28 protein-coding genes, 2 tRNA genes and 1 pseudogene are annotated in these 25824 nt (G+C 68.4%); 19 read left to right on the plus strand and 12 right to left on the minus strand.

The window, feature by feature from the left end; translation table 11 throughout:
* Nucleotides 1-6 precede the first annotated feature (6 nt).
* The 6 genes from ABFX55_RS40675 (at nucleotide 7) to ABFX55_RS40700 (ending at nucleotide 3943) form a co-directional block, all read left to right on the plus strand.
* Nucleotides 7-624 carry a DUF2637 domain-containing protein gene (locus ABFX55_RS40675; RefSeq protein WP_346128701.1) on the plus strand — a complete coding sequence of 206 codons (618 nt, stop codon included), beginning with the start codon at nucleotides 7-9 and terminating at the stop codon, nucleotides 622-624.
* Between the two features lie 17 nt (nucleotides 625-641).
* A complete protein-coding gene (locus ABFX55_RS40680; RefSeq protein WP_346128702.1) occupies nucleotides 642-818 on the plus strand; it encodes a hypothetical protein in 177 nt (58 codons plus the stop codon).
* Nucleotides 815-937 (plus strand): hypothetical protein, encoded by a 123-nt coding sequence (locus ABFX55_RS40685; RefSeq protein ID WP_346128703.1) that lies wholly within the window; start codon nucleotides 815-817, stop codon nucleotides 935-937. The genes ABFX55_RS40680 and ABFX55_RS40685 overlap by 4 nt, the downstream gene beginning before the upstream one ends.
* 102 nt (nucleotides 938-1039) lie before the next feature.
* Nucleotides 1040-2392 (plus strand): replication initiator, encoded by a 1353-nt coding sequence (locus tag ABFX55_RS40690; RefSeq protein ID WP_346128705.1) that lies wholly within the window; start codon nucleotides 1040-1042, stop codon nucleotides 2390-2392.
* On the plus strand, nucleotides 2385-2576 hold the full coding sequence (locus ABFX55_RS40695; RefSeq protein WP_346128706.1) for a helix-turn-helix transcriptional regulator: 192 nt from the start codon (nucleotides 2385-2387) through the stop codon (nucleotides 2574-2576). The genes ABFX55_RS40690 and ABFX55_RS40695 overlap by 8 nt, the downstream gene beginning before the upstream one ends.
* The gene (locus ABFX55_RS40700; RefSeq protein WP_346128708.1) at nucleotides 2573-3943 is read left to right on the plus strand and encodes a tyrosine-type recombinase/integrase; all 1371 of its coding nucleotides are present in this window, start codon (nucleotides 2573-2575) and stop codon (nucleotides 3941-3943) included. The genes ABFX55_RS40695 and ABFX55_RS40700 overlap by 4 nt, the downstream gene beginning before the upstream one ends.
* Nucleotides 3944-3973: 30 nt before the next feature.
* On the opposite strand, the gene ABFX55_RS40705 is transcribed toward ABFX55_RS40700, so the two are convergent.
* Nucleotides 3974-4633, minus strand: coding sequence for an HAD family hydrolase (locus tag ABFX55_RS40705; RefSeq protein ID WP_346128710.1), 660 nt, complete (start codon nucleotides 4631-4633; stop codon nucleotides 3974-3976).
* A gap of 171 nt (nucleotides 4634-4804) precedes the next feature.
* Nucleotides 4805-4877: transfer RNA gene (locus ABFX55_RS40710), tRNA-Arg, on the minus strand.
* A 1805-nt stretch (nucleotides 4878-6682) separates the two neighbouring features.
* On the opposite strand from ABFX55_RS40710, the gene ABFX55_RS40715 reads away from it, so the two are divergent.
* A complete protein-coding gene (locus tag ABFX55_RS40715) occupies nucleotides 6683-7753 on the plus strand; it encodes a D-alanyl-D-alanine carboxypeptidase family protein (protein WP_346128711.1) in 1071 nt (356 codons plus the stop codon).
* Between the two features lies 1 nt (nucleotide 7754).
* Here ABFX55_RS40715 and mscL read toward each other — a convergent pair whose 3' ends face one another.
* The 3 genes from mscL to ABFX55_RS40730 are packed head-to-tail and all read right to left on the minus strand — an operon-like array spanning nucleotide 7755 to nucleotide 9616.
* Nucleotides 7755-8153 (minus strand): large conductance mechanosensitive channel protein MscL, encoded by a 399-nt coding sequence (gene mscL, locus ABFX55_RS40720; RefSeq protein WP_346128712.1) that lies wholly within the window; start codon nucleotides 8151-8153, stop codon nucleotides 7755-7757.
* A 29-nt stretch (nucleotides 8154-8182) separates the two neighbouring features.
* Entirely contained in the window at nucleotides 8183-8770 is a 588-nt protein-coding gene (locus ABFX55_RS40725; RefSeq protein WP_346128714.1) for an SAF domain-containing protein, read from the minus strand.
* 39 nt (nucleotides 8771-8809) lie between these two features.
* Complete coding sequence (locus tag ABFX55_RS40730; protein WP_346128715.1) at nucleotides 8810-9616, minus strand: S-methyl-5'-thioadenosine phosphorylase; 807 nt, start codon at nucleotides 9614-9616, stop codon at nucleotides 8810-8812.
* A gap of 164 nt (nucleotides 9617-9780) precedes the next feature.
* Here ABFX55_RS40730 and ABFX55_RS40735 point away from each other — a divergent pair, with 164 nt between their 5' ends.
* Nucleotides 9781-11754: an MDR family MFS transporter gene (locus ABFX55_RS40735; RefSeq protein ID WP_346128716.1), complete on the plus strand. Its 1974-nt coding sequence runs from the start codon at nucleotides 9781-9783 to the stop codon at nucleotides 11752-11754.
* Here ABFX55_RS40735 and ABFX55_RS40740 read toward each other — a convergent pair.
* Together ABFX55_RS40740 and ABFX55_RS40745 are read right to left on the minus strand one after the other, a co-directional pair.
* The gene (locus ABFX55_RS40740; RefSeq protein WP_346128717.1) at nucleotides 11747-12043 is read right to left on the minus strand and encodes an FmdB family zinc ribbon protein; all 297 of its coding nucleotides are present in this window, start codon (nucleotides 12041-12043) and stop codon (nucleotides 11747-11749) included. The two genes, ABFX55_RS40735 and ABFX55_RS40740, sit on opposite strands and share 8 nt — an antisense overlap.
* 66 nt (nucleotides 12044-12109) lie before the next feature.
* Entirely contained in the window at nucleotides 12110-13615 is a 1506-nt protein-coding gene (locus tag ABFX55_RS40745) for a potassium/proton antiporter (RefSeq protein ID WP_346128719.1), read from the minus strand.
* 84 nt (nucleotides 13616-13699) lie between these two features.
* Here ABFX55_RS40745 and ABFX55_RS40750 point away from each other — a divergent pair, with 84 nt between their 5' ends.
* A complete protein-coding gene (locus tag ABFX55_RS40750; protein WP_346128720.1) occupies nucleotides 13700-14650 on the plus strand; it encodes an LCP family protein in 951 nt (316 codons plus the stop codon).
* Here ABFX55_RS40750 and ABFX55_RS40755 read toward each other — a convergent pair.
* Complete coding sequence (locus tag ABFX55_RS40755) at nucleotides 14625-15212, minus strand: 5-formyltetrahydrofolate cyclo-ligase (protein ID WP_346128722.1); 588 nt, start codon at nucleotides 15210-15212, stop codon at nucleotides 14625-14627. The two genes, ABFX55_RS40750 and ABFX55_RS40755, sit on opposite strands and share 26 nt — an antisense overlap.
* A gap of 25 nt (nucleotides 15213-15237) precedes the next feature.
* On the opposite strand from ABFX55_RS40755, the gene galU reads away from it, so the two are divergent.
* The 9 genes from galU (at nucleotide 15238) to ABFX55_RS50065 (ending at nucleotide 21346) form a co-directional block, all read left to right on the plus strand.
* Nucleotides 15238-16140 carry a UTP--glucose-1-phosphate uridylyltransferase GalU gene (gene galU, locus ABFX55_RS40760; RefSeq protein WP_346128723.1) on the plus strand — a complete coding sequence of 301 codons (903 nt, stop codon included), beginning with the start codon at nucleotides 15238-15240 and terminating at the stop codon, nucleotides 16138-16140.
* Nucleotides 16127-17314 carry a molybdotransferase-like divisome protein Glp gene (glp, locus tag ABFX55_RS40765; RefSeq protein ID WP_346128724.1) on the plus strand — a complete coding sequence of 396 codons (1188 nt, stop codon included), beginning with the start codon at nucleotides 16127-16129 and terminating at the stop codon, nucleotides 17312-17314. The genes galU and glp overlap by 14 nt, the downstream gene beginning before the upstream one ends.
* Nucleotides 17311-17781, plus strand: a complete 471-nt coding sequence (moaC, locus tag ABFX55_RS40770) for a cyclic pyranopterin monophosphate synthase MoaC (RefSeq protein ID WP_346128726.1) — start codon at nucleotides 17311-17313, stop codon at nucleotides 17779-17781. The genes glp and moaC overlap by 4 nt, the downstream gene beginning before the upstream one ends.
* The gene (locus ABFX55_RS40775) at nucleotides 17778-18254 is read left to right on the plus strand and encodes a MogA/MoaB family molybdenum cofactor biosynthesis protein (protein WP_346128727.1); all 477 of its coding nucleotides are present in this window, start codon (nucleotides 17778-17780) and stop codon (nucleotides 18252-18254) included. Before moaC ends, ABFX55_RS40775 begins: the two co-directional genes overlap by 4 nt.
* A 51-nt stretch (nucleotides 18255-18305) precedes the next feature.
* Nucleotides 18306-18929 (plus strand): GNAT family N-acetyltransferase, encoded by a 624-nt coding sequence (locus ABFX55_RS40780; RefSeq protein WP_183654962.1) that lies wholly within the window; start codon nucleotides 18306-18308, stop codon nucleotides 18927-18929.
* 178 nt (nucleotides 18930-19107) lie between these two features.
* A complete protein-coding gene (gene sepX / locus ABFX55_RS40785; RefSeq protein WP_346128728.1) occupies nucleotides 19108-19734 on the plus strand; it encodes a divisome protein SepX/GlpR in 627 nt (208 codons plus the stop codon).
* 54 nt (nucleotides 19735-19788) lie between these two features.
* Nucleotides 19789-19865: transfer RNA gene (locus ABFX55_RS40790), tRNA-Ala, on the plus strand.
* A 384-nt stretch (nucleotides 19866-20249) separates the two neighbouring features.
* Entirely contained in the window at nucleotides 20250-21140 is an 891-nt protein-coding gene (locus tag ABFX55_RS40795; RefSeq protein ID WP_346128729.1) for a hypothetical protein, read from the plus strand.
* 59 nt (nucleotides 21141-21199) lie between these two features.
* Entirely contained in the window at nucleotides 21200-21346 is a 147-nt protein-coding gene (locus ABFX55_RS50065) for a GntR family transcriptional regulator (RefSeq protein WP_379479070.1), read from the plus strand.
* Nucleotides 21347-22291: 945 nt separating this feature from the next.
* Here ABFX55_RS50065 and ABFX55_RS40800 read toward each other — a convergent pair.
* From ABFX55_RS40800 to ABFX55_RS40815, 4 genes are all read right to left on the minus strand, one after another.
* Nucleotides 22292-22954 (minus strand): hypothetical protein, encoded by a 663-nt coding sequence (locus ABFX55_RS40800; protein ID WP_346128731.1) that lies wholly within the window; start codon nucleotides 22952-22954, stop codon nucleotides 22292-22294.
* A 430-nt stretch (nucleotides 22955-23384) separates the two neighbouring features.
* Nucleotides 23385-23969 carry a hypothetical protein gene (locus ABFX55_RS40805; protein WP_346128732.1) on the minus strand — a complete coding sequence of 195 codons (585 nt, stop codon included), beginning with the start codon at nucleotides 23967-23969 and terminating at the stop codon, nucleotides 23385-23387.
* A 256-nt stretch (nucleotides 23970-24225) separates the two neighbouring features.
* Entirely contained in the window at nucleotides 24226-24384 is a 159-nt protein-coding gene (locus ABFX55_RS40810; protein ID WP_183654975.1) for a hypothetical protein, read from the minus strand.
* A gap of 17 nt (nucleotides 24385-24401) precedes the next feature.
* Nucleotides 24402-24974 carry a dihydrofolate reductase family protein gene (locus ABFX55_RS40815; RefSeq protein WP_346128734.1) on the minus strand — a complete coding sequence of 191 codons (573 nt, stop codon included), beginning with the start codon at nucleotides 24972-24974 and terminating at the stop codon, nucleotides 24402-24404.
* A 72-nt stretch (nucleotides 24975-25046) separates the two neighbouring features.
* Here ABFX55_RS40815 and ABFX55_RS40820 point away from each other — a divergent pair.
* A pseudogene (locus tag ABFX55_RS40820) lies at nucleotides 25047-25620 on the plus strand (TetR/AcrR family transcriptional regulator).
* The last annotated feature ends 204 nt before the right edge of the window (nucleotides 25621-25824 follow it).

The following is a 25824-nucleotide window of genomic DNA, read 5'->3' on the forward strand; positions in this document are numbered from 1 at the left end:
TTCCCGATGACCCCCAAAGCCGCCCGCCTGGCCGACACCGCGCCGGTGCTGATCCTCGCCCTGATCGCTGGAGCGGGCAGCTTCACCCACATCCGCGACACCGCCACCGAGCACGGACAGACGGGCTGGATGGCCTGGGCGGTAGCGGTCTGCGTCGACCTCACCTGCGTCATGGCCGCCCGAGAACGGCAGCGCGACCGCAAGAACGGACGGGAACGAAACGGCCGGATCTCCTGGCCAACCCTCGTCCTGACGAGCGGGATCGTCCTGTCACTGGCCGCCAACCTCGCCCAAGCCGAACCGTCGCCCTGGGGATGGATCACCGCCGCCACACCGGCCGGCGCCTTCCTCGTCGCGGTCTCGATGCTGGAGCGCCGCGCCTCCGAACCCCGTCCCGAACCGTCCTCAGACCTCGTCCCCGCCGTACCGGAGACGACCGCGCTGGCCGTACCGGATCAGAACGGGCCGGTCGGCGAGCTCCTCGACTACGCCCGCCGCGTCGCCCACGAACACCAGGCACGCCACGGCAAGCCCATCACCCGCGACACCCTGCGCGCCCGGCTGGGCGTATCCAGTCAACTCGCCTCAGACCTGCTGCGCACCCTGCGTGACAGCCCCGCCTAACCAGAAGGACGACAGCCATGCGCATCCGCATCGACGGCACCCACGCCGAACTCGCCCACGCCATCCGCCAGATCCGCACCGTCCTACCGGTCGGCTCCGTCTCCACGCTGCTCCAGACCGGTCGCCCGTACACCTGGCGCGTGTTCATCAACACCGCCCCGAACCGCTCCACGGGAGGGGGGTGGATCACATGAGCGAAGAGGCCATCCCGCCCGCCGCGCCGCCCCGACACCAGTGCTGCACCTGCGGCGGAACCGGCATCGACAGCTACGGCGACACCTGCCCGCACTGCGAGGGCTACGGCTACTGCTGAAGCCTTCGGCGCCCCCGGCGTGACCACACATCCGCCAAGACGTCCGTCACGTCGGGGGCCATCCCGAACCGAACCGCGAAGCCCGGAAGGGACAGCCCCATCATGGCAAGCCCCGACACCGTAGCCGAGCTCATCGCCCGGCTCGACGACCCCCACCATGACCGCTGGGTCGCCCAGCTCCGCCGTACCGGCGGCTGCCGGCAGCCCATCCACCTGCGCGGCCACGTGCTGCACGTCGACCCCGCCACCGGACGCCGCCTGCACACCTACACCACCGCCACCGAACCCGGCGGCATCCTGCGCGTCCCCTGCAAGACCCGCCGCGCCTCCCGCTGCCCGTCCTGCGCCGACACCTACCGCGCCGACACCTACCACCTGATCCGCGCCGGACTCGTCGGCGGCAAGGGGGTGCCTCCGACGGTGGCCACGCACCCGTGCCTGTTCGTGACTCTCACCGCCCCCTCCTTCGGGCTCGTTCACACCCGCCGCGAGCGCGGCGCCAAGCTCCTGCCGTGCCACCCGCGCCGCAACGCCCGCACCTGCCCGCACGGCCGCGTCCTTTCGTGTACGGCCAAGCACGGTGCCGACGATTCCCGCCTCGGCGAACCGCTGTGCGCCGACTGCTACGACTACTCCGGCTCGGTGCTGTTCAACTCCGTAGCGCCCGAGCTATGGCGCCGCTTCACCGAAGCCCTGCGCCGGCGCTTCGCCAAGCTGTCCGGCCTGACCCTCAAGGCGCTCAAGGAAAGAGTGACGATCTCCTTCGCCAAGGTGGCCGAGTACCAGCGGCGCGGAGTCGTCCACCTGCACGCCGTCATCCGCCTCGACGGCCCAGACGGTCCCTCATCCCCACCGCCGGGATGGGCGAGCGCCGAAGCGCTGGCGCAAGCCGTACAGCACGCTGCGTCAGCCGTGACCGTTACGATTCCGGCCGCGGGTGGTGAACCGGCGCGGGTTTTGAAGTGGGGGACACAGCTCGATATCCGGCGCATCGCCATGGACGGCGACCTCACCGAGCAGGCCGTCGCCTCCTACATCGCCAAGTACGCCACCAAGGCGGCCGAATGCGTTGGCGCCCTCGACCAGCGCATCAACCCACTCACCGACCTCGACACCCTCCCGATCCGCGACCACGCCCGCCGCCTCATCGCCGCCTGCATGCGCCTGGGCGCTCTCGACAAGCTGGCCGACCTCCGGCTGATCCAATGGGCACACATGCTCGGCTTCCGCGGACACTTCTCCACCAAATCGCGCCACTTCTCCACCACCATGGGCGACATCCGCGCCGACCGCACCGAGCACGTCCGCGCCGAAGCGATCACCACCGGTCGCCTGCCCCTCTTCGACGAGGACACCGTCCTCGTCATCGCCCACTGGGAGTACGTCGGCAAGGGTCTGTCGCCCGTAGACGCGCTCCTCGCCTCCCTCCGGCTGGAGGTGAGCCCGGATGCGTAACAAGGACAAGCTTCTGACCCTCCCTGAAGTCCTGGAGGAGCTGAACGGCGTCTCGCGCCGGACCTTCTACCGCTGGCGGGAGCTGGGCAAGGCGCCGGTCTGCGTCCAGTACCCCAACGAGGAACTGCGCGTCTGGAGGAGCGACCTGGACGCCTGGCTCGACGGACTTCGGGAGGCGTCATGACGACCAGCTATGACGTGAAGTTCTGGGAGACCCAGCGCAAGACCCAAGGCAAGGCGATCTCCTTCGTAGTCCGCTGGACCGTGGCCCGCAAGTCCAAGTCGAAGAGTTTCCGCACGAAGGGTTTGGCCGACAGCTTCCTCTCCGACCTCAGGCAGGCGGCGAAGGCTGGCGAGCTCTTCGACATCGCGACGGGTCTGCCGGTCTCGATGCTCAACACTGAGCCAGAACCAGCAGGGCCCTCTTTCCTGGAGTTCGCGCAAACATACGTGATCACTAGATGGCAAGGGACAGCGCCGCGGACACGGGAGACGGAGGTGTACGCGCTGCTGTCGCTCATTCCCGCCCTCGTCGACGATGTGTCAGGGCATCCGGACGATGACGAGCTGCGCGAGGTTCTCCGGTCTCACGCACTCCTGCCCAAGGACAGGCGCACCGACTTGAACCGCTCGGGAACGCTCGCTCTGGGCTGGCTGCAGAAGGCGTCCCTCCCGTTGGTGGACCTTCAAGACCCGTCTGTACTCCGCCGCGCCCTTGATGCCATCTCGGTCACGTTCGCGGGGGAGGAAGCGGCGGCCAACACGGTACGGCGCAAGCGGGCGATCTTTCATCACTTGCTGGAACGAGCCGTGGAAAAGAAGGTCTTCGCGTCCAACCCTCTGGACACGATCAAGTGGAAGCCGCCGAAGGCGGTTACTGCTGTCGACCCTCGGACCGTCGTCAATCCCATGCAAGCGAAGGAGCTGTTGAACGCTGTTCCTCGGGTCGGCCGCACTCGTGGTGTCCGGCTCAAGGCAATGTTCGCCTGCATCTATTACGCGGGTCTTCGACCTGAGGAGGCAGCGGACCTACGGGTGAAAAACTGCACCCTGCCGGCGTCCGGATGGGGGCTGATCGTGCTTGAGAAGGCGAGGCCGCAGGGCACCAAGCGATGGACGAACTCGGGCCAGACCCACGAGTCCCGCAGCCTCAAGCACCGGGCGAAGAAGGAAACACGAGAGATCCCGATCCCACCTGCGCTGGTCGCCATCCTTCGCGAACACATCAAGGCGTACGGCACGGCGGAAGACGGGAGGCTCTTCCGAACATCAAAGGGCGGTTCCTACTCCAGTTCGGCGTACTCCTACGTCTGGCAGGAGGCTCGTGCCCTCGTATTCACCGAAGCGCAGGTGAACTCCCCGTTGGCCGCTCGGCCGTACGACCTTAGGCACGCGGCCCTTTCTCTGTGGCTGAACGCGGGTGTGCCAGCCGCGGAGGTCGCCCTTCGCGCGGGCAACAGTGTTGAGATCCTCAACAGGGTCTACGCCAAGTGCCTGGACGGCCAGCGAGAAACCATCAATGGAAAGATCAACAACGCTCTCGAAGAGTGACCACAGCAGTGTGCACAGGGCCTCGGTGTCTCACCGGGGCCCTTCCTGCGTGCGGAGAATGCTCATCGCCTCGACGACGTCGGAGACCACGTGGTCGGCTCCGTGCTCTGGTTTCGGCTGTCCGCCGCGGTTGACCCAGATAGTTCGCAAGCCTGCTGCACGCCCGCCCGCGACGTCCGCCCCAAGGCGGTCGCCGATCATCCATCCGCCGGCGGCGAGTGTCAGCCCACAGCGCCGCGCCGCGACATCGAACAGTCCAGTCTCAGGCTTTCGAATGCCCTCGGCGCCGGACAGCGCATAGCCGTCCACTACGTCGGCCAAGCCGGTGTGCTCGATCTTTCCGAGCTGGTTGTCGGCGGTTCCGTTGGTGACGATGGCCACCCGCCAACCCGCCTCCCGCAGCTCCGACAGCCCGGTCAGTACTTCAGTACGGCAGTGGACGAGGAGCGGCATGCGAGCGCGGTAGGCGGCCCACAGCTCCTCGACGGGATCGGGCAGCTCGAACCGTTCCCGCGTCCGGGCGAAGAAGGCCTCTCGATGTGGCAAGCCTTCCTGGTCCAGAGCGATCAGCCAGTCGACGGCTTCCGCTTCGAGGCCACGTTCGGCGGCGAACTCCGTCGCCCAGACCACGAACGCCGCGTCTAGATCGATGAGTGTGTTGTCAAGATCGAAGAGGGCTAGGCGCTGCACAGGCGCCTCACAATCAGGGGCGCGAGCTGCTGAAACACGCTCAAGATCATCCCGCATATATCCCGCGATCACTGTCCTACGGCTGCCTACGGTGGCATACGGCTGCCTAACAAGCAAAAGACCCGCGGCCGGAAAGCCGCAGGTCGGATGCGTAATGCCTGATCTACTGTGTGCCCCCGGCATGATTCGAACATGCGACACCCGCTTTAGGAGAGCGGTGCTCTATCCCCTGAGCTACGGAGGCGGACACGCATAAGCCTAGCGAAGTTCTGGCAGTGCGTGTGCCGCTGGGCGGGTGTGAGTTTTGTGGTGTCGGTCATGGCTGCTGTGAGCTGCGGTAAAGGCATGACAAGCGATCGCCTCCTCACTCCAGCCCCCTGGCTAACGTCGCCCCCGTGAAGAGAAGTCGACGTAAACAGTTGCGTAGGCGAGGGGCAGGACGTCCGGTGGTGCTGTGCGGGGCGTTGCTCGCGCCCGCGATTCTGGCCGGGGGGCTCCTGGCCGCGCAGCTCACCGGGTACGACGCCGCCACGCTGGCGGCTGGCGCCCCGGACGGGGCGGTCGACGGTGACTCCGTCCGCCGGGCGAGGGCTGGCCAATACGCGGGGGCGGGCCAGAACGCGCCGGTGGGCGAGAGTGCAAACCAGGGCCAGGGCGCAAGCCAGGGCGAAAGTGCGAGCCGGGGTGGGAATGCTAGCTCGGGTGGGAGTGCTGGCCAGGGCATGGGTGCGCATCTGGGCGAAGGTGCGCACCAGGGCGGAAGCGCGGATCCGGGCCACGGTGCATACCTGAGCCACAGTGCGACCCTCGGGCACCGCCTGTCTGAGGGGGACGGCGCACGGGTGGGTTACCTGGCAGGGGCTGAGCGTGGGATGTCGTTCGCGCCGGTGTGGGCGCCGGCGCCGCCTCATCCGGACGCCAGGTACGGAGGGCCGATTCCGTCCGCGCCCCAGGCGAGGGTGCCCGGGCGGGTGGTGGTGGCCGTGCCGCGGGAGGTGGAGCGGGTGAGCACGCCCAAGGCGGACGTTGAGGAGCGGCGGCACGGGTGGGAGTCGCGGGAGCCGGGTGAGCCGGGGGAGTCGCGGGAGCCGAGAGAGCCGACAGCGCCGGGGGAGTCGAGGTGGGAGCGGCCGTCGGAACCGGAGGGGTGTCCGGGGGAGTGGGAGGAGACCTGGCTCTGGGAGGTGTGTCAGGAGCATCAGCGGAGGCTCGCGTAGAAACCGGCCCCGCAAATCCCGCAAACGGCGCGTTGGGAACATAACGGCTCTCGGGAGTTCGGTCCGGGCACCGAGAGGGCTGTAGTAACGTGCGTGCCTGACCCAGGTAACGAGTTCGCAAACGGAGGAATCGAACGTGTCAGCCCCTCGATCAGCGGGTCTGATCGCGGTCGTCACGACGATCTCTTCGATGCTGGTGGGCCTGTCCGCATCGGCCGTCCACGACCATTCGTCAACGGCCGACGTCGCCGCGACGGTCCGTGATCGCTCGTCGATGGCCGACACCGCGACGGCTCACGACCGTATGTCAGCGGCTGAGGCCATCGCGCCGGTCCGCGCGGGATCGTCCGCGCGTGAGGCTGCCCCTGCAACGTCGTCCGACTTCGAGCCCGCTGTGATGGCCCCCTACCGCTCGTCAAGGGCCGACGTTGCTCCGGCGGTCCGGGTGAAGTCGCACGCGTCCGAAGTTGCCATCGTTGGTGCCGGGTCGTCTGAGTCCGGCCCCGCTGCTACGGCTCCCTACCGCTCGTCGACGACTCAGGTCACCGCGACAGCCCGCGCAAGGTCGTTTGCGGCGCAGGTTGCCGGCGCCCCCGCCGAGTCGTCTGAGTCCGGTCCCGCTGCTACGGCCCGCGACCGCTCCTCTACCACTCAGGTCACCACGACGGCTCACGGAAGGTTGTCCGCTGGCGCTCCCGCCGGGTCGTCCCTGCCCAAGCACACCACGCCCGCCGTGGACGCAGGCGGCTCCGCAAGCGGGTCCACGGTCAAGGTGGCCGCTGCCGTTTACGCTCGTCAGTTCGTAGCCCAAGTCGCCCGAGCCGGATCGCCCGTGGACGAGCTCACCGGTGCCGTCGACCCCGACGCCACCGTCGACGAGCTCGTCTCGACCGTGGAGCCTCCCGCCGAGGCCAACGGCGCCGCAGCGGCGGTCGTGCCCGATCCCGCTGGGCTCACGGCGCTGCGCAAGGAGGCCGAGAAGTCGGCCAGCGAGCTGGCCGCCGCGCAGAAGGTGCTCGACAAGAGGACCAGCGACCTCAAGGCCTCCAACGACGCGCTCACCAAGAAGCTCAAGGACCTGGCCGCGGCCGAGACGGAGCTCGCGCGCATGCGGCGGCCCATCTCGGACCTGGTCGAGATGGTGTACCAGCAGCCCGTGGGCGACGGCGTGATCTCGTATCTGACGGGGGACGTGACCTCGGAGATGCTGCGCGCGCAGAGCGACGCGAGCGTGCTGGCCCAGGCCAATCAGATCCAGATGGACGCCGTCGCCAAGGTCTACGCCGACAAGCAGCGCCTGGCCGCCGAGGCGCAGGAGCTGAGGGCCACGAACCTGCTGGCGGCGGCCCAGGTGGAGGCCGAGGTCAGTACGCTGACCAAGCGCTCGGAGAAGGTCGTGCAGTCGCTGACCAAGGCGCTGGTGAAGCTCGGCATCAAGATCGACAAGGTGGGACGGGCCGCCTTCGCGTGCAACCCGCTGAGGATCAACTCGACCAAGGACTATCCCAACGGCCTCATCCCCAAGAACATCCTCTGCCCGATCCAGCAGCGCGGCCACCTGCTGAGGGCCGACGCGGCCATCGCGTTCGTCTCGCTCAACGAGGCGTACACGCGGCACTTCGGTAAGCCGATCTGCGTCACGGACGCCTACAGGACGCTGGGGGAGCAGCAGTCGGTCTACTACCGCAGGCCCGGCTTCGCGGCGGTGCCGGGGCGCAGCAACCACGGGCTCGGGATGGCCGTGGACCTGTGTGGAGGGGTGCAGTCGGGAGGGACGCCGCAGTTCCGGTGGATGGAGGCCAACTCCAAGAGGTACGGCTGGTTCCATCCCGACTGGGCCTACAGCAACCCCTACGAGCCGTGGCACTGGGAGTACGACCCGGAGATCGACTCCCTGCGCTGAGCTAGACCGGCACGACTTCGACGCAGCAGTGGCCGCAGCGGGAGGCGGCCCTGGGGATCTCCGACAGGCACGCCGGGCACTCGCGGTGGGTGACCTCCGCCCTGGCCTCACGCGTCTCCTTGTAGCGGGTGTAGGGCCTGATGACCAGGAAGTACATCACCGCGGCGATGATCAGGAACGACACCAGCGTGTTGAGGAAGTTGCCGTACTTGAACTGCGCCTCGCCCACCGTGAGCGTCAGCGAGCTGAAGTCGGGCAGCCCGCCGAACGCGGAGATCAGCGGCGTCAGCAGGTCGGCGACGAAGGACGTGACGATGGCGCCGAACGCCGCGCCGATGACGACCGCGACGGCCAGGTCGATGACGTTTCCCTGGACGAGAAACTTCTTGAATCCGCTCATGGACACAAAGGGTAGCGAAGCGCATACGGTCAGTGCGGATGAAGAGTGACCGACAGGCGTCCACCTGCCTGGGCGGCCGCGAGCATCCTGGCCTGGTCGGGGCTGGTGGCGAGCACGACGAGGGCGCCCGCCTCGCTGTGGCTCGAGGGGATGGCGATGACGGGCACGCGCTCGGCGACCGTCAGCGCGGGCTGGCCGCCGTCCCACGCGGCGAGCACGCCGATGGCGTCGCCGGGAGCGAGCAGGCGGGCGGCGTCGGGATCGGCGATGCGCACCGGGGTCGCGACCGTGCCCGGTGGAAGGGCGGCCAGCAGGCCGGGGCCGAGCAGCCGTACGTCGGTGACGGGCTCGCCTCTGCGCAGTGGAGAAGCGAGGATCTTTCCTGTCGCGCCCGTGCGCAGTGCCCCGTCGGGTACGGCCTGCGAAGGAAGCCGGACGACCCGCAGGTCACCGGGCCTGAGCGGCCCAGGCTTGAGATCCTTGGCGGCGACCAGAACGGTGGTCGTCGGGCCGGGACCCGGGCGCAGGACGGTGAGCCCGCACGCCAACGCCAGGGCGGCCAGCGCCGCGGCGAGGAGACGGCGTCGCCGCCTGAAGGCTCGGATCCAGGCACGCATTGAGGACTCCAGGGGGTGCGTGGTCGGCCGGGCCGTACGTCAGGGGAGGTCGAAGGGGAGCTTGATGCCGTCGAGCGCCGAGCTGCAGGCGCAGGTGCGCTCCTCGGGCAGGGCCTCGACGGCGTCGGCCACCAGTGAGCGCATCTTGGTCACGTTGGTCGCGAAGAACCGCAGGACCTCTTCGTGGGTGACGCCCTCGCCCGCCTCGACCCCGGCGTCGTGGTCGGTGACCAGGGAGAGCGAGGTGTAGCAGAGGGTCAGCTCCCTGGCCAGCACGGCCTCGGGGAAGCCGGTCATGCCGACGATCGTCCAGCCGTTGCGGGCGAACCACTGCGACTCGGCGCGGGTGGAGAAGCGCGGGCCTTCGATGACGACGAGGGTGCCGCCGTCGACGATGTCCCAGCCGCCCGAGCGGGCTGCGGAGACGGCCACCGCGCGCCCGGTGGGGCAGTAGGGGTCGGCGAAGGAGACATGGACGGCGCCGCCCGCGTCGTAGTAGGTCTGCACGCGGCCGGAGGTGCGGTCGACGAGCTGGTCGGGGACGACGATGGCGCCGGGCCCGTGCTCGGCCCTCAGGGAGCCGACCGCGCTGGGTGCCAGGACCTGGCGCACCCCGAGCGAACGCAGCGCCCAAAGGTTGGCGCGGTAGGGGATGCGGTGAGGGGGGTAGCGGTGGTCACGGCCGTGCCTGGGGAGGAAGGCCACGGATCGCGCGCCGATGCGCCCGACCGTGACCACGTCGCTGGGCGGCCCGTAGGGCGTCGTGAGCTCGACTTCCTGGGCGTCGTCGAGCAGGGAGTAGAGCCCTGACCCGCCGATGACGCCGATATCTGCGCGATTGGCCATGGGCGAGAGATTAGCGGCAAGGGCCGGATCGGAGCAGGAGCAGAACGCGGTTCTGTGGACAACGGTGGCGGGGGAGTAAGAGCCTGTGGGCACCACTCCGAAGAGTAGTCAAATGATCGCGATGGGTATGCTCGGACCAGTACGTCCGAGAAGGAGCTGATTCGATGCAAGAGCGGCAGAAAGGCCTCGGCCTGATCCTCGTCGCGCTCATGCTCGGCATGCTCCTGGCCGCCCTCGACCAGACCATCGTCTCCACCGCTTTGCCCACCATCGTCAGCGACCTCGGCGGCCTCGAGCAGCTCTCCTGGGTCGTCACCGGCTACCTGCTGGCCTCCACGGTCTCCACCCCGCTCTGGGGCAAACTGGGCGACCAGTACGGCCGCAAGAGCCTCTTCATCGCCGCGATCGTCGTCTTCCTCATCGGCTCGGCCCTCTGCGGCCTCAGCCAGTCGATGGGCCAGCTCATCGCCTTCCGCTCCCTGCAGGGGCTCGGCGGCGGCGGCCTGATGGTCCTCGCGCAGGCCATCGTCGGCGACGTGGTCCCGCCCCGCGAGCGCGGCAAGTACCAGGGCTTCTTCGGCGCCGTCTTCGCCGTCTCCAGCATCGTCGGCCCGCTCCTCGGCGGCTTCTTCGTCGACAACCTCTCCTGGCACTGGGTCTTCTACATCAACCTGCCCATCGCCGCCGTCGCGCTGATCGTGATCGTCGCGGTGCTGCCAGGCAGGTCCACCCGCACCCGCCACACGATCGACTACGCGGGAATGGCGCTGCTCGGCAGCGCGACCTCCTGCCTGGTCCTGCTGGCGACCTGGGGCGGCACCGTCTACCCGTGGTCCGACCCGATGATCTGGGGGCTGGGCCTGGCGGCGCTGGCCATGCTGGTGGGCTGGTGGTTCGTGGCGAGGGCGGCGGACGAGCCCGTCATGCCGCTGCGGCTGTTCGCGCTGCGTAGCTTCAACATGTCGTCCCTGGTGGGCTTCGTCGTCGGCTTCGGCATGCTCGGAGCGCTGACGTACCTGCCGCTGTTCATCCAGGTCGTGTACGGCGTGAGCGCCACCCTGTCAGGGGTTCACCTGCTGCCCATGATGGCGGGAATGCTCACCATGTCCATCGTGAGCGGCCAGGTCGTCTCGCGCACGGGTCGCTACAGGTTCTTCCCGATCCTCGGCACGGCCGTGGCGACGCTGGGGATGTTCCTGCTGTCCCGCCTGACCGAGCACAGCTCCACCCTCACGATGAGCATCGACCTGCTCGTGCTGGGGGCCGGGCTCGGCATGGTGATGCAGGTGCTCGTCATCGTCGTGCAGAACGCCGTGGGCTACGAGGACCTCGGCGTCGCCACCTCGGGCGCGATCTTCTTCCGTTCGATCGGCGGCTCGTTCGGCGTCGCCGTACTCGGGGCGGTCTTCACCGGTCGGCTCAACGACGACCTGCGGGCGGTGGTCGCCACCGTACGGCTGCCTGCCGGGTTCGACCCCGCGCGGGTGCAGGAGGACCCGACCGTCATCAGGAGGCTTCCCCCCGCGCTCGGCGCCGAGTTCCTGCACGTCTACGCCGACGCGATCTCCAGGGTGTTCGCCGTGGCGGCCCCGATCATGTTCGTGGCGTTCGTGCTGTCATGGTTCATCCCCGAGCAGCCGCTCAGGAAGACCGTGAAGGCGGTCGACCTCGGCGAAGGCCTGGGAGCCACGTCCGCAGAGCGCTCGTCGCTGGCCGAGGTCGAGCGAGGTCTGGTACGGCTGGCCGACAGCGACCTGCGTAAGGACTACTACGCCAGGCTCGGCGCGCTCGCGGGGCTCGACGACGTGCCCCCCGCCGGGGTATGGATCATCGCCAGGCTCGGCGGCGAAGGCTGGGTCCGCGCCCAGGAGCTGGCCGACAGGGGCAGGGTCACCAGGGCGGAGGGCAGGCCGTACGCCGAGCAGCTGATCGAGGCCGGACTGGTCAGGCGGTCGCCGGACGGAGAGTCGCTGCGGCTGACGGCCTACGGCGACCACATGGCTGAGACCCTGCTCGCGCACGCAAGGCAGGGACTCAAGGAACTCATCGACGACTGGGGCCCGCACCCCGAGCTCCAGCACCTGCTGGACCGCCTGTGCCCCGAACTGCTGGGCGCAGAGGTGGACAGGCCTAGCTAGAGGCGGCGTTGGAGGCGGCGGGAGCGGGCGAGGGGGCCGCGGCCGCAGCGGGGGCGGAGGTGCTCTCAGCGGGCTTGGCGGGGGTCGTCGTCGGCGTGCTGGTCGCGGACGAGGACCGGTTGTCGGTGCGGTAGAAGCCCGAGCCCTTGAAAACGATGCCGACGGCCGAGAAAACCTTGCGCAGCTGTCCCTCGCAGTTGGGGCAGATGGTCAAAGCGTCGTCCGAGAACTTCTGGACGACCTCGAGCGGTTGACCGCAGTCGTTGCAGACGTACTGGTACGTGGGCACGCGCTCCTCCTCAGGTTGGCACTCGACGCACGCGACTGCTAATCATAAACGCTCCTTGGGTGCGACTCATTCCATACCGCGCTCGCCGTACCATCCGGCCAGCTTGCCCCTGCGGCTGACCGCCCGCAGCCGCCGTTCGACCTGCTCCCGGCAGGAGGCGGTGGTGACGACCAGCAGTTGGTCCTCGGACCTCAGCCTGGTGGTGCCCGTCGGCACGAACGTACGGCCCTCGCGGACGATCAGCGTGACGGCCGCGTCGACGGGCAGCCTCAGCTCGAAGACCTCCACGCCGTGCAGGAGCGAGCCCTGAGGCACCTTGACCTGGAGCAGGTCGGCGTTCAGCTGCTCCAGCGGCGCGGACTCCACGTCGAGGTCGCGCGCCTCGCCCTCGGCGGCAACGCCGAGCACCCTGGCGACGTAGGGCAGCGTGGGGCCCTGCAGCAGGGTGAACACGATCACGATGACGAAGACCTGGTTGAACAGGTGCTCGGCATGGCCCACGCCCGCGGCCCACGGAATCGTGGCCAGCACGATCGGCACCGCGCCGCGCAGCCCCGCCCACGACAGGAACGCCTGTTCTCGCCAGTTGATGTCGTCGAGGCGGGCCAGCCTGACCAGGAAGGCGCAGGCGATCACCGACAGCGGTCTGGCCAGCAGGACCAGGACCGTTCCCGCGATGAGCCCCGGCACGACGTCCACCGGCATCTCGAGTGGACTGGCCAGCAGGCCGAGCATCACGAACAGGCCGATCTGCGCCAGCCACGCCGCGCCCTCGGCGAAACCGCGGGTGGCCGCCCTGTGCGGGAGCCTGGCGTTGCCGAGGATCAGCGCTGTCAGGTAGACGGCCAGGAAACCCGAACCGTGCAGGAGCACGGCGCCGCCGTACGCGACGAAGGTGAGCGCCAGCACCGCGATCGGGTACAGGCCCGAGGCCGGCAGGGCCACGCGGCGCAGAGCGTAGGCGCCCGCGGGGCCCAGAAGTCCCGCCACCGCCGCGCCGATGGCCAGCTCCATCGCCGCGTGCATGACGAACTCGCCCACGCTCGGCACGGGCTTGCCCGCCTGGCTGAGCAGCACCACCACGATGACCGTGGGCGCGTCGTTGAACCCGGACTCCGCCTCGAGGATCCCCGACAGCCTGGTGGGCAGCGGGAGGCGACGCAGCACGGAGAAGACCGCGGCGGCGTCGGTGGAGGCGAGGACCGCGCCGAGTATCAGCGCGGTGCGCCAGTCGGCTCCGAGCAGCCCCTGTACGGCAAGCGCCACCACCACGATGCTGACGGCCACCCCGAGCGTGGCCAGGGCCAGCGCGGTGGGCACGGATCTTCGGACGTGGCTCCATGTCGTGGTCAGACCACCTTCGGCCAGGATCAACGCCAGCGCGCCGAGGCCGACCTGCTGAGCGACCATCGGATCGTCGAAGGGGATGCCGAAGCCGCTCTCGCCGAGCAGGAAACCGAAGCCGAGGAAGAGCAGGAGGCTGGGCAGACCACTGCGGTGCGCGACCCTGACCGAGGCGATGGCCGCGATGACGACGACCGCCCCGAGAAGAAGCCAGACGTCGAGCTTCATCCGGCCCCCTCTCTGTTTCCTGAGGGCTATTGTCGCGTACATAAGCCGCTAGTCCGGACTGCCGGGCAGCGCTATGCTCGCGCGATGTTACGCCGTTTTATGATCATCGGCGGTATGCTGGTCGCGATGGTGCTCGCAGGTGGATTCGCCCTGCTGATGCAGCGCCAGTACGTCTATGACGGGAACATCCGGCGGATCGCCGAGCCCTTTCCCGTCGAGTCGGAGCGCCCCCGCAAGACGGTGGGCGAGGCGCAGAACTGGCTGCTCATCGGCTCGGACCGGCGTCCGGGCGAGCAGGGCGCGCAACGCGCCGACACGATCATGATTCTCCATCTGCCCGCCGACAGACGGCGGATCTACGTCGTCGGCATCCCGCGCGACGCCTACGTCCCGATCAAGGGCCACGGCAACGACAAGATCAACGCCAGTTACGCCTATGGCGGCCCCCCATTGCTGATCTCGACGGTGGAACGTTTCACGGGCGTGCGGATCGACCACTTCGCCGCCGTCGACTTCGCCGGGTTCGTCGCCATGACAAGAGCGCTCGGCGGCGTGGACGTGTACGTGGCCCGCACGACCTACGATCCGATGAACAAGGTGACCTGGAAGCAGGGCAAGGTCCATCTGGACGGCGAGCAGAGCCTCCTGTTCGTACGGCAGCGCTACAACCTGCCGGGCGGCGACTTCGACAGGATCAGGCGGCAGCAGGCCGTGATCAAGGCCATGGGGCAGAAGCTGCGTGACAGCAGCCTGTTCGCCATCGACGAGTTCCTGCAGGAGTCGACCAAGTCGCTCAGCGTGGACCCGGGCGTGACCATGAGCCTCCTTCGCGGCCTGGCGTTCGACCTTCGAGGGGTCGAGGACCTGACCGCGCTCACCACGCCGCACCTCGGCTCGGCGACCATCAGGGGCGCCAGCGTGGTGAAGATCGACAAAAAGAAGGCGGAGAAGCTGTTCGCGGCCGTGAGGCAGGACGCCCTCGCCGACTACGTGGAGGCGAACGGCGGGATCAACGATACGGAGTTGCTGTACTGAGGTTGACCAGGCCGCCGGGGTGGACCGCCCAGCGGACCGGCTGGTCGTGGGGCTCGGAGGGGACGCCGTCGATCAGCTCGTCGTCGTGCAGGAGGGCGACGGTCGGCACGTTGGGGCCCACCCTGGCCAGCGCGCGGTCGTAGGAGCCGCCGCCGCGGCCCAGCCGTACGCCCGAGGTTCTGTCGACGGCCAGGGCCGGGACGATCACCAGCGCGGCGGTGCGGATCGTCTCGACGCCCCTGCGCGTGTCGACCGGCTCCATGATCCCGAAGCGCCCCGGCGCGAGCGTGTCCGGGCCGTCGTAGACCGCCCAGTCGAGATCATTGTCGTCGCGCAGCACCGGCAGCATCACGGTCGCGCCGTGCTTCCACAGGGCGAACACCAGTCCGTGTGTCTCGGGTTCGTCGCCGATCGACCAGTAGCAGGCGACCAGCCCGGCCATCTGGACCCATGGCTGGTCGAGCAGCGTTTCGCGGATCCGCCGCGCGTTCTCCCGCCTCTTCTGCTCGGGCATGGCGGCGCGCTGCCTCGTCAGCTTGAGGCGCAGGTTCAGCTTGTCCACAGATACCTCCAGTAGGGTCGCCTGTATGGCTGACTTCGACCCTGTGACGAAAGCCGTCGTGCCCGCCGCGGGTCTGGGCACCCGGTTCCTCCCGGCGACCAAGGCAACTCCCAAGGAGATGCTGCCGATCGTCGACAAGCCCGCGATCCAGTATGTCGTCGAAGAGGCCGCCTCCGCCGGGCTCCTCGACCTGCTGATGGTGACCGGCAAGAACAAGCGCTCCATCGAAGACCACTTCGACCGCGCGTTCGAGCTCGAAGGCGCCCTTGAGGCCAAGGGCGACGAGGAACGGCTCTCCCAGGTCCTCGAGCCCGCCTCGCTGGCCACCCTGCACTACGTGCGGCAGGGCGAGCCCAAGGGCCTCGGGCACGCCGTGCTCTGCGCCAAGCAGCACGTCGGTGACCATCCCTTCGCCTGCCTGCTCGGCGACGACCTGATCGACTATCGCGACCACCTGCTCAAGCGCATGATCAAGGTGCGTGACACCTACGGCGGCAGCGTCGTGGCGCTGATGGAGGTGCCCAAGGAGCAGGTCTCCCTGTACGGCGTGGCCACCATCTCGCAGACCTCCGAGGACGACGTCGTGCGCGTCACCGACCTGGTGGAGAAGCCGGCTGTCGACGAGGCGCCGTCCAACTGGGCGGTCATCGGGCGCTACGTGATCGACCCCGCCGTCTTCGAGGTGCTGGAGAACACCCCGCCGGGCAGAGGCGGCGAGATCCAGCTCACCGACGCGCTGCGCACGCTGGCGACGCGCGGGAGCGACGAGGGCGGCCCCGTGCACGGCGTGCTGTTCCGCGGCCGCCGCTACGACACGGGCGACAAGCTCGACTACCTGCGCACGGTGGTGAAGTTCGCCGCGGATCGTGAGGATCTCGCCCCGGACTTTGTACCGTGGCTGCGTGAGTTCCTCGATGAAATCAGTTGACGCGCACCTGGCCGACATCCTTGCCACGGTTCGCACGCTGGCCCCGCTCGAGCTCGAGCTCGAGCGGGCGCTCGGCACGACGCTGGCCGAGGAGGTCTCCTCGCCGGTGCCGCTGCCGCCCTTCGACAACTCCGCGATGGACGGCTACGCCGTCAGGGCGGCCGACGTCGCCGCCGCGCCGGTGTCACTTCCCGTCATCGACGACATCGCGGCGGGGTCAGGCGAGCTCAGGGCGATCGGCCAGGGGCATGCCGTACGCATCATGACCGGCGCGCCGCTGCCTGCGGGCGCCGACGCGGTCGTGCCCGTGGAGTGGACCGACGGCGGCACCGTCACCGTGCGCATCGACCGCCCCGTGCGGGAGGGCAACGCCGTACGGCGGGCGGGGGAGGACGTGCAGGCCGGCGAGGTCGTGCTCAAGCCCGGCACCACGATCGGCGCCGCCCAGCTCGGCATCATCGCGGGCACCGGACGCCGTCGCGTCTGGGTGCGCCCGCGTCCGCGCGTCGTCGTGCTCTCGACGGGCGCCGAGCTCGTCGAGCCCGGCACGCAGCTGGGCCCGGGCCAGATCTGGGACTCCAACAGCTTCACTCTCACCGCCGCCGTCCGCGAGGCCGGTGGCGACGGCTTCCGCGCGGGCACGGTGACCGACGACCCCGCCGCCTTCCTCGACCAGCTCGACGCCCAGCTCGTGCGCGCCGACGCCGTCATCACCAGCGGCGGGGTCTCCATGGGCGCCTACGAGCCGGTCAAGGAGGCGCTCGGCCCGCTCGGCACCGTCAGGTTCGAGAAGGTCGCCATGCAGCCGGGCATGCCGCAGGGCTTCGGCGTGGTCGGCGACGACCAGGTCCCGATCTTCACCCTGCCCGGCAACCCGGTGTCGTCCTACGTCTCCTTCCAGCTGTTCGTACGGCCGGCGCTGCGCAAGATGCGCGGTCTGCCCGCAGGACCTCCCATCACGCGGTCGGCGCACCTCCTCGCGCCCCTGCACTCGCCCGAGGGCAAGCGGTCGTTCCTCCGCGGGGTCCTGGCCGACGACGGCACGGTCACGCCGGTCCGCGGGCAGGGCTCGCACCAGCTGGCCGCGCTCGCCCTGGCCAACTGCCTCATCATGGTGCCCGAGCAGGTCACCGAGGTGCCTTCAGGAGCTTCTGTACAGGTGATTCGGATATGAGTGGTTTCACGCATCTCGACGAGACAGGCGCGGCGCGCATGGTCGACGTCGCGGGCAAGGACGTCTCCGTCCGTACGGCCACCGCCACGGGACGGGTCGTGCTCTCGGCGGAGGTCGTCGCGCTGCTGCGCTCGGGCGAGGTCCCCAAGGGCGACGCCCTCGGCGTGGCCCGCATCGCGGGCATCATGGGAGCCAAGCGCACGCCCGACCTCATCCCGCTGTGCCACCCGATCGCGCTGCACGGCGTGTCGGTGACGCTCGACGTGGTCGACTCCGGGGTGGAGATCACCTGCGTGGTGAAGACCGCCGACAGGACCGGCGTCGAGATGGAGGCGCTGACCGCGGTCACCGTGGCGGGCCTCGCGCTCATCGACATGGTGAAGGCGGTGGACCCCGCGGCCGTGATCACCGACGTACGCGTGGAGGAGAAGACCGGCGGCAAGACCGGACTCTGGAGACGTCCTTGATCCGCGCGCTCGTCATCACCGTCTCGAACCGCGCCTCGGCGGGCGTCTACGCCGACAAGTCGGGGCCGCTCCTCGCCTCGCTCCTGTCCGACGCGGGCTGCGCGGTGACGGGGCCCGTCGTGGTGCCCGACGGGCCGCCGGTGGAGGAGGAGCTGCGGGCAGGGGTCGCCAGGGGCTACGAGGTGATCGTCACCACCGGCGGCACGGGGCTGACGCCCCAGGACCTCACCCCGGAGATGACGGCCAAGGTCATTTCTCGGGAAATTCCTGGCATCGCCGAGGCCATCAGACAGGAGAACAGGGCCCAAGTGCCGACCTCGGTCCTGTCTCGCGGACTGGCGGGACAGGCGGGCGGCACGCTCATCGTCAATCTGCCCGGCTCGTCGGGAGGCGTGAGGGACGGCGTCGCCGTCCTCGCGCCCATCCTGGCGCACGCCGTCGACCAGATCCGCGGCGGCGACCACCCGCGCTGACCTCCTGCCGATCCATGGCGGCTTCCTGCGTCTTGGGGGGATGATGAGGATGTGGATCGACTTCGTGGCTGGCCGGTGACCCTGACAGAGGGGCCGGTGGGGTTGCGCCCGCTACGCCTTGGCGACGTGCGCGTCTGGCGCGACACCCGCCTGCGCAACGCCGACTGGCTACGTCCATGGGAGCCGAGCAATCCCGAGACGCCGCTGTTCAGGACCGGGCTCGGGCCGTACCTGTCGATGGTGACCACCCTGCGCAGAGAGGCCCGTCAGGGGCTGTCCATGCCGTGGGTCGTCACCCACGAAGGCCGCTTCGCCGGCCAGCTCACCGTCGGCGCCATCGTCTGGGGCTCGGCGCGCTCCGCGCAGGTCGGCTACTGGATCGACGGCGCGCTGGCCGGACGCGGCATCACCCCCACCGCCCTGGCCATGGCGGTGGACCACTGTTTCTTCACCACCGGCCTCCACAGACTCGAGGCCAACATCCGTCCCGAGAACCACGCCAGCCGCAGAGTGGTTGAGAAGCTGGGGTTCAGGGAAGAAGGCATCCGTCGGCGTCAACTCCACATCGACGGGGCCTGGCGGGACCACATCTGCTACGCGTTGACCGTGGAGGACGTCCCTCGCGGGCTGCTCGTCCAGTGGCGTCGCGCCGGTTCATCACATGAAGAGGTTTGACGATCTCGCGACACACCGCACCGAATGCTCGTCAATTAGTGACACGCGGTCTTACGGTGCGTGACGTGAGCACATCGAAGACGCCAAGAGCACGTATGCGTCTTCGTGCTGCCCTCAGGGCGGCTCCCGCGATCTCCGGGGCGCTTCGTGCGGCTCTGCTCGGCGCTCGGAGGTGGCCGTGAGCAGCGTGTTGCTTTACCTCGCCATCGTGGTCATGTGGTTGTGCGTCCTGGTGCCGATGTGGTTGCGCAGGGACCGCAGCAACCTGGCCGAGCTGGAGGAGTTCTACGCGGCCGAGGTGACGGGGCCCGTCCCCGTGCTGTCGGTCGCCACTCCCGCCGAGCCGCACGAGGTCGCCGAGCCCGTCGAGACGGACTACGCGCCGCTCTCCGACGACACGATCAGCGAGCTCAACCGGCAGTCGGTGGACCTGCGCAGGCTCAAGGGCCGGCGCCGGGCGATCATCGTAGCGCGCCGCAGGCGGATGTTGTTCTTCTCCATCCTGCTGGTGCTCGCCTCCGTGGTGACCGCCGCCGTCCAGGTCATCCCCTGGTGGGGCGTGGCCCCCGCGGGGGTGCTCATGACGGGCTACCTCACCGTGCTGCGCATGGCCGTACGGGTGGACAGGGAGCGCAGGCAGCGCGCCGTGGAGGCTCGCGCGGCCCGCCTGCGCAGGCTGAGGGAGCGGCAGCGGGCGGAGGCGCTGGCGGCCGAGCAGGCGGAGGCGGAGATCCTGGAGTTCAGGCCGCCGGACGTCCTGTTCGACCAGTACGCCGACCCACCTCGGCGCGCGGTGGGGGACTGAGCGAGACTGTGGCGCAAGGACTCCTGGAAGTTTGCTAATCTAATCGAGGTCGTTGGGGATGTAGCGCAGTCCGGTAGCGCACTTCGTTCGCATCGAAGGGGTCAGGGGTTCGAATCCCCTCATCTCCACCACGAAGTACCAGGTGACAAGGGGTTTCGGAGCTGATCCGAGGCCCCTTTTCGCTGTCTGAGGGCCGATGGGAGCCAAACGGGGAGCCACCTCACGCGGACTTTCGCTTCCTTCTCTTCCTATCGCCGAAGACGGCGTTCATGGTCTCGGCACCCTTGGTGATCACGGGCTTGAGCTGCTTGCGGTACACAGCTTCCGTGACCCGGGTACCTGCGTTCAGGCTCCCCGACAGGCCGATCCGGATGGCCTATCTCGCCGACCTACTTCGTCGATCCCGCCACCCGATGAGCAGGCTGGTCGAGTGCGTCCCCAGGGGAGATCGTCAGAACCCGGAAAGCCAAGCGGAGGCGTCGGACGTTGGCTGATCATAGGACGGAGGAGGCCTCATGCGAAGAATGATCACCTGCCTGTCTTTGGTGCTTCTCCTGTCGTCCTGCGGCGGGGACCATGAGGCCTCGCCCGGCGGGTCCCATGGCGCATCGCGTGACGAGTTCGAGACGCGTGCCCGGGCGGTAGCAGAGCGCTGGCAGGGCTCTGCCGACGACCACGCCTGGCGCAATGGGTTCGTTGCGCTGGAAGTCCTGAACCCGCAGGGATGGAACCACGTGAGCCAAATCCCGGCCTGGGTGAACAGAAGCTCGCACAACGGTGCCTGGCGGCTGGCCGCCAAGCTGCCTGCGAACTCCCCTCACCGCGCCGACGTGCGATGGCCGGACGGCGAGGTCTCGCAGGTGCCGCTCATCTCGGCGGCTAGCGCGTACGAGGAGTTCAGCAAACCGGCGGACCTCATCGAAGAGGAGTGCCCGGCCAAGGGATGCCGCCCGCTCCGGGTCACCGGCGCCAGATCGGGCAAGGTCCCGCTGGAGACCAGCCGCGGCACAATCCAGGTGCCCGCCTGGGTGTTCACCGTCGAGGGAGTCGAGCAGAAGAAGGTCCACGTGGCGGTAGACCCCTCGGCCGTCACCGCCCGTCCCGAACGGATACAGGGAGGGTTCGAAGAGGTGATGGCGTTCGACCTCGTCGCCGGCAAGCCTGACGAGCTGCTTATCCGCTACGGGTTCGGCGCCTGCGACACCGTTCACGGGCCGCGCGCTTACGAGACCGACCAACTGGTGGTGATCGACATGGACGAGGAGGACTCCAGCTCTGACAATCCTTGCCCGGCGATTCTCAAGACGGCGACGACTACCGTCACGCTCACCCGACCGCTCGGCGACCGCCTCGTACTTGACTCCGGCACTGGGCTGCCGGTGCTGCGGGGACTGAACAGGCGCTGACGGCCCGTGGTGCACGTAGTATGCCTATCGTGCTTAGGTGATCAGTTTGGAAGCCGAGTATCCCCAGGTGGAAGCAGCTCTACGAAATCCTCGCAGAGCGCATCAGGACGGGTGAGTACGCCCCAGGTGATCGCCTGCTCTCAGTCATGGCTCTCATGGACGAGTTCGGGCTTGCCGTGGCCACGAGCTGCGCGAAGACGGCTTGATCTACACCGAACCGGGACTGGGTTCGTTCGTGGCAAAGCGAGACGGGGAAGCTCTCGACCGGCAATAGCTGACAGGGAGCTCCATGCTTCGTTAGGGCCTGTCCTTTGGATCTTGCCCGACAGGAAACCTGTCGATCTCGGCCCGTGACAGGCCTACGCTGATCGCATGGCCCATGCAAAGACATCCTTTGTCTGTCTGCCTTGCCGCGCGTCGTACAAGCAGCCTTATCCCGGCGCTGGCCACTACGACCGGTCCTGCCCGCGTTGCGCCGAGCCGCTGATCCACGTCGGTTCAGCCTTTGCGGCCCCGCGTCGGCGGGACAATGCGGCCTGGCGGGTGCTCTCGCTGTTGCTGCACTCGGGTGTCCGCTTCCACAAGAGTTGTTGCGGTGGCCCGGGCTACCGCCCGCGCACGCTCAGCGAAGCACGCGCTCGGATGGCATACGCCCGCACGAACGGGGAGCCGTTCGCTAAGGCTCTGGTGCGCTACGAACTCCCTTGATAGGGCGTTGGCAGCGCGACTGCCGGTCGGAAGGCGAAACGTGCGTCGAATGGAGTCCAGCCATTTTCGTAGCGTTCGTCTTCGATTTGCTGCCAGGCGGGGGCAGTCACGTGATGACCATGACGGTGGGTGCCCTGTGATCACAGTGACTCGCTGAGTGCCAGCGTCAGCGCTTCTATCTGCGGCGCGGTGTTCGAGTAAGCGCATATTAGGTCCACAAGATCAAAGGCCCGATCCTGTTTCAGGATCGGGCCTTTTTTGCTGGTCGGCCTAGGTGTGGGCGGGTCAGTTATCGAGATCAGGGGGTGGCGCCTTCTGATGTGGAGTACTGGCGACGGGCGGTGGGCGCACGCCGTGACTATCGCCCACTTCGGTGCGGCTTCGGCGTCAGAGTGGCACCGCCTGGGCGATACATCCGCGAGGCCATCGCCCTGCTCGCGCATCTACGCGAACGGGTCCATGTAGGGGTGGTCTTTCACCCGGTCATAGATGCGGCGCAACCACGGCTGCCGAACCGCCGCCAGCCGCTCCAGCGTGCTGAGGAACACTCGCCCATCGGGACGGAAAAGACTGTGCGGCAGCAGCGGGGGCGGATCATCACGGCGAACGACGGCAGGCATCCCGTACGCCGCTGGCACGAGCCGACGATCATCGTTGAACGCCATGTATGTCCACACGTTCGCGGCCAGCGGTACCACCGCTCCCGCGTCGCAGGGCCATACCTCACCGGTCTGCGAATGCCGCGGCGCCAGGGCGATGTCCGTGATCGCGGCAGACAGGCCGGGTCCGGCCAGGACGAGGTGGCGTTCCGGTGGTCCCGGAGGAAGCAGACTGTCGATCGCCCGGCGAAACGCCTCTGCGACAGGCCCCTCAGGGACGGACACCCGCATACCACCCGATACTGCCAGCAGGTGGGCCAGCGCCACCGCGACCGCGGCCTCCCACAGTGGGCTCCAGAAACCACGCGGATCAACGGGCGGCGTGCTCGGCAGCTCCGCCCAGTCGATCACCCGCTGGACGGGGCCATCGACGGCGACAGGACGCACGGCTTCCGGCTCCAGCCACACCACCTGCCAGAACCCACAGTCGTCGACGCGAGTCGCCACCGGACAGCCGCACCTCGCGCACGCCAGGTTGGGACCGTACTGGCCGTCCCAGCCACAACAGCAGCCGCCTAACCGCTCCGGGATGAAGACGGTTCCGCGGACGTCGCCCGGCGCGATCCCGATTCTCTTCGGGGGGCCCGAGATGCAGTACGTCAGCAGTCGGACGCCATGCGTTTCCGGCTCGGGCTTCAATGGGCTCCAAGGCTGGCCGTCTCCAGGGTCCACCACGTACGTTCCTGGCTCCAGAAGACTGGGGAGCAGACCATGGCCGTACTTCTGGCCAGAGTGGTCGGGAAGCGCCACCCGCGCCACCCTCGCGGTCATCACGGCGCCGCACCCCGCACAGGCGAAAACGACCAAGCAGCCTCCTTCGTCGGAACGACGCGATTATGGTGGCACAACGTCCCGCCTTGTGTGGAAGCGTCCAGAATCACCGCGCCGCAAGGCCGCCTGAGGATGAAAAGGCTTCAGTGATCATGAAGTAGTGGTCGAGGGCTGAGATGAGCCGGTCGGCCAGCCCTCGCGTAGTGGTCGCCGCCCATTGCCGGGCGAGGTCGAGGAACCCGGAGAAGTGCTGTTGGGCGGTGGTGAGCAGGCGGGACAGCTCGCCGCGAGTGATCTCGATGGACGGAGGATCCCCGTCGTGCTGCCGGAGTCGGATGACGTGAGCCACCTGTGTGATGTGTGGGGTGGGGGCGTGGCCGAGCCAGGGTTCCTGCCCCCGAGTCACGTCCCACCAGTCCCGCCAGTTCTCCAAGCCGAAGCAGCAACCGGGCGAGACGCTGACGCGCGTGATGGTGTCGCGGAAGCGTAGCTCGCCCGGAGCGATCAGGCCTTCCGCTTCGGCGAGATGCCGTTCCAGATGCGCCTCGGTCAGGTCGGCGGCGTGGGTGACGGAGTATGCCGTTGTAGCTGAAGATGACGGCCATGGCCGTACCGACGTCGGCGGGAGAGGGGAAGAAGGCGGTCGTTTGACAGGCACTCCAGCCAGTGCGACCTCATCGTCTTTGTTCACGTCGAGGGGGTTGAGATCGCGATGCCGGCGCGCCAGACCGCGCTGGGCAACTCTCCTGGCAGCGGGACTGGACCGTTTGTCCGGCACTCGAGGACGACCCGACCGATCAGCTGACGAACGGCCGCAGCGGCCGCTCCGTCAGGCCGGCCAGCTCTGTGATCGCCGGCGCCGTGGTGCTCGGGCCGGGACCGGCGCCCTGAACCTGCATCTCGGTCAGCCGGCGCGCCTCTCAGGGAGTGAGGGCGCGCCGGCTCGCTCAGTACCCGCTGCGGCGAGGGGCGGCGGTCGGGCGGCGGGAGAGATTGGTCCGGCCCGTGGGCTTGAGGTCGCGCGCCGGCTGGTCGTGCCGGTGCGGCGATCGGGCCTGGTGCTCGGTCTTGGCCTGGGTGATCGTGGCGGGGAGTTTGATATGCATGCTTCCTCCTTGGGGTGCTAAGCCCTGGTGAGCCAGGTGACCTGGGCGCCGTTGTCGAAGGACTCGCGCCGGGTGGGAGTGAACAGGGTGGGGCGGAACTGTCCGGCGAACATGGGGATGCCCGCGCCCGCCACCACGGGGTAGCTCTTGAGGATGATCTCGTCGATCTCCGGGAGCAGGGAGGCGGCGAGTCTGCCGCCGCCGCAGAGGTAGATGTCCATGCCGGTGTCCTCGGCCTTCAGCCGCCGGACGAGCTCGATCGGGTCGCCGGCCTCCACCTGCACCGTGGGGTCGTCGATCGTCAGCGTGCTGGAGACGACGTACTGGCGCAGGTGGGAGTACGGGCTGGTGGTGGGGACGTCCAGGGCCGGCTCGTACGTGCCGCGGCCCATCACCAGCGTGTCGAAGACCTTGTTGGGCACGCCCTCGAGGCCGACAAGCTTGCGGACGTGGGTGGGGAGCGTCTCGGGGTAACGGTCGTTGATCCAGGCGGCCATCTGGTCCGACACGGGGTAGAAGTCGAACTCGGCGTTGGGGCCCGCGATGTAGCCGTCGAGCGAGACGGCGACGTAGTAGACAAGCTTTCGCATATCGATCAACTCCCGATGTAGTACTCTGTTTGGAGTGGTCAAAACGTAGTACTACAGACGGAGTGGTGTCAAGTGCGGAGTAATCCCGAGCGGCGGCAGGCACTGATCGACGCGGCCATCGAGGTGCTGGCCAGGGAGGGAGCGCGGGGGCTGACCTTCCGGGCCGTCGATGCGGAGGCGGCTGTGCCCCCCGGGCACGGCCTCCAACTACTTCGCCAACCGCGACGACCTGTTCACCCAGGTCGGCGGACGCATCTATGAGCGGTTGCTGCCCGACGAGGCCGCGATTGCCCGCAGCCGGGAGGGCGTGCAGGACGAGACCCGCTATGCCGAGCTCATGCACGAACTGGTGGATCGGGTCTCCGCTTTCAACTCCGGCTACCTGGCCCTGCTCGAGCTCCGGCTGGAGTCCACCCGGCGCCCTGAGCTGCGCGCGGTGCTGACCAAGCGCATCCGCGAGGACATCGACGCCAACATCGGCTACCACGCCACTTCGGGCCTGCCCGGCGACTCGACCTCGGTGGTGCTCCTCTACCTCACTCTGAACTGGCTCATCGTGGAGCGGCTGACACTGCCCGACATCTTCACCGAGCAGGAGATCCACGAGCTGGTGGACGCCGCCGTACGAAGATCGCTGAATGCCTGACCTGTACGGCCACCCGAGGCTTCCGGGAAACGATCTTCGGGCGCTCCTACGCTCTCGTGAACACCCCACCAACAAGTACTAGGTGACAAGGGGTTTCGGAGTTGATCCGAGGCCCCTTTTCGCTGTCTGAAGGCCGATGGGAGCCAATAGGGGAGCCACCTCACGGAGAGGCAGGACGCGTCACTCGCTTCGGTCTTGGTCTCG

The organism is Nonomuraea roseola (genome assembly GCF_039535395.1).
Taxonomy (GTDB): Bacteria; Actinomycetota; Actinomycetes; order Streptosporangiales; family Streptosporangiaceae; genus Nonomuraea; species Nonomuraea roseola.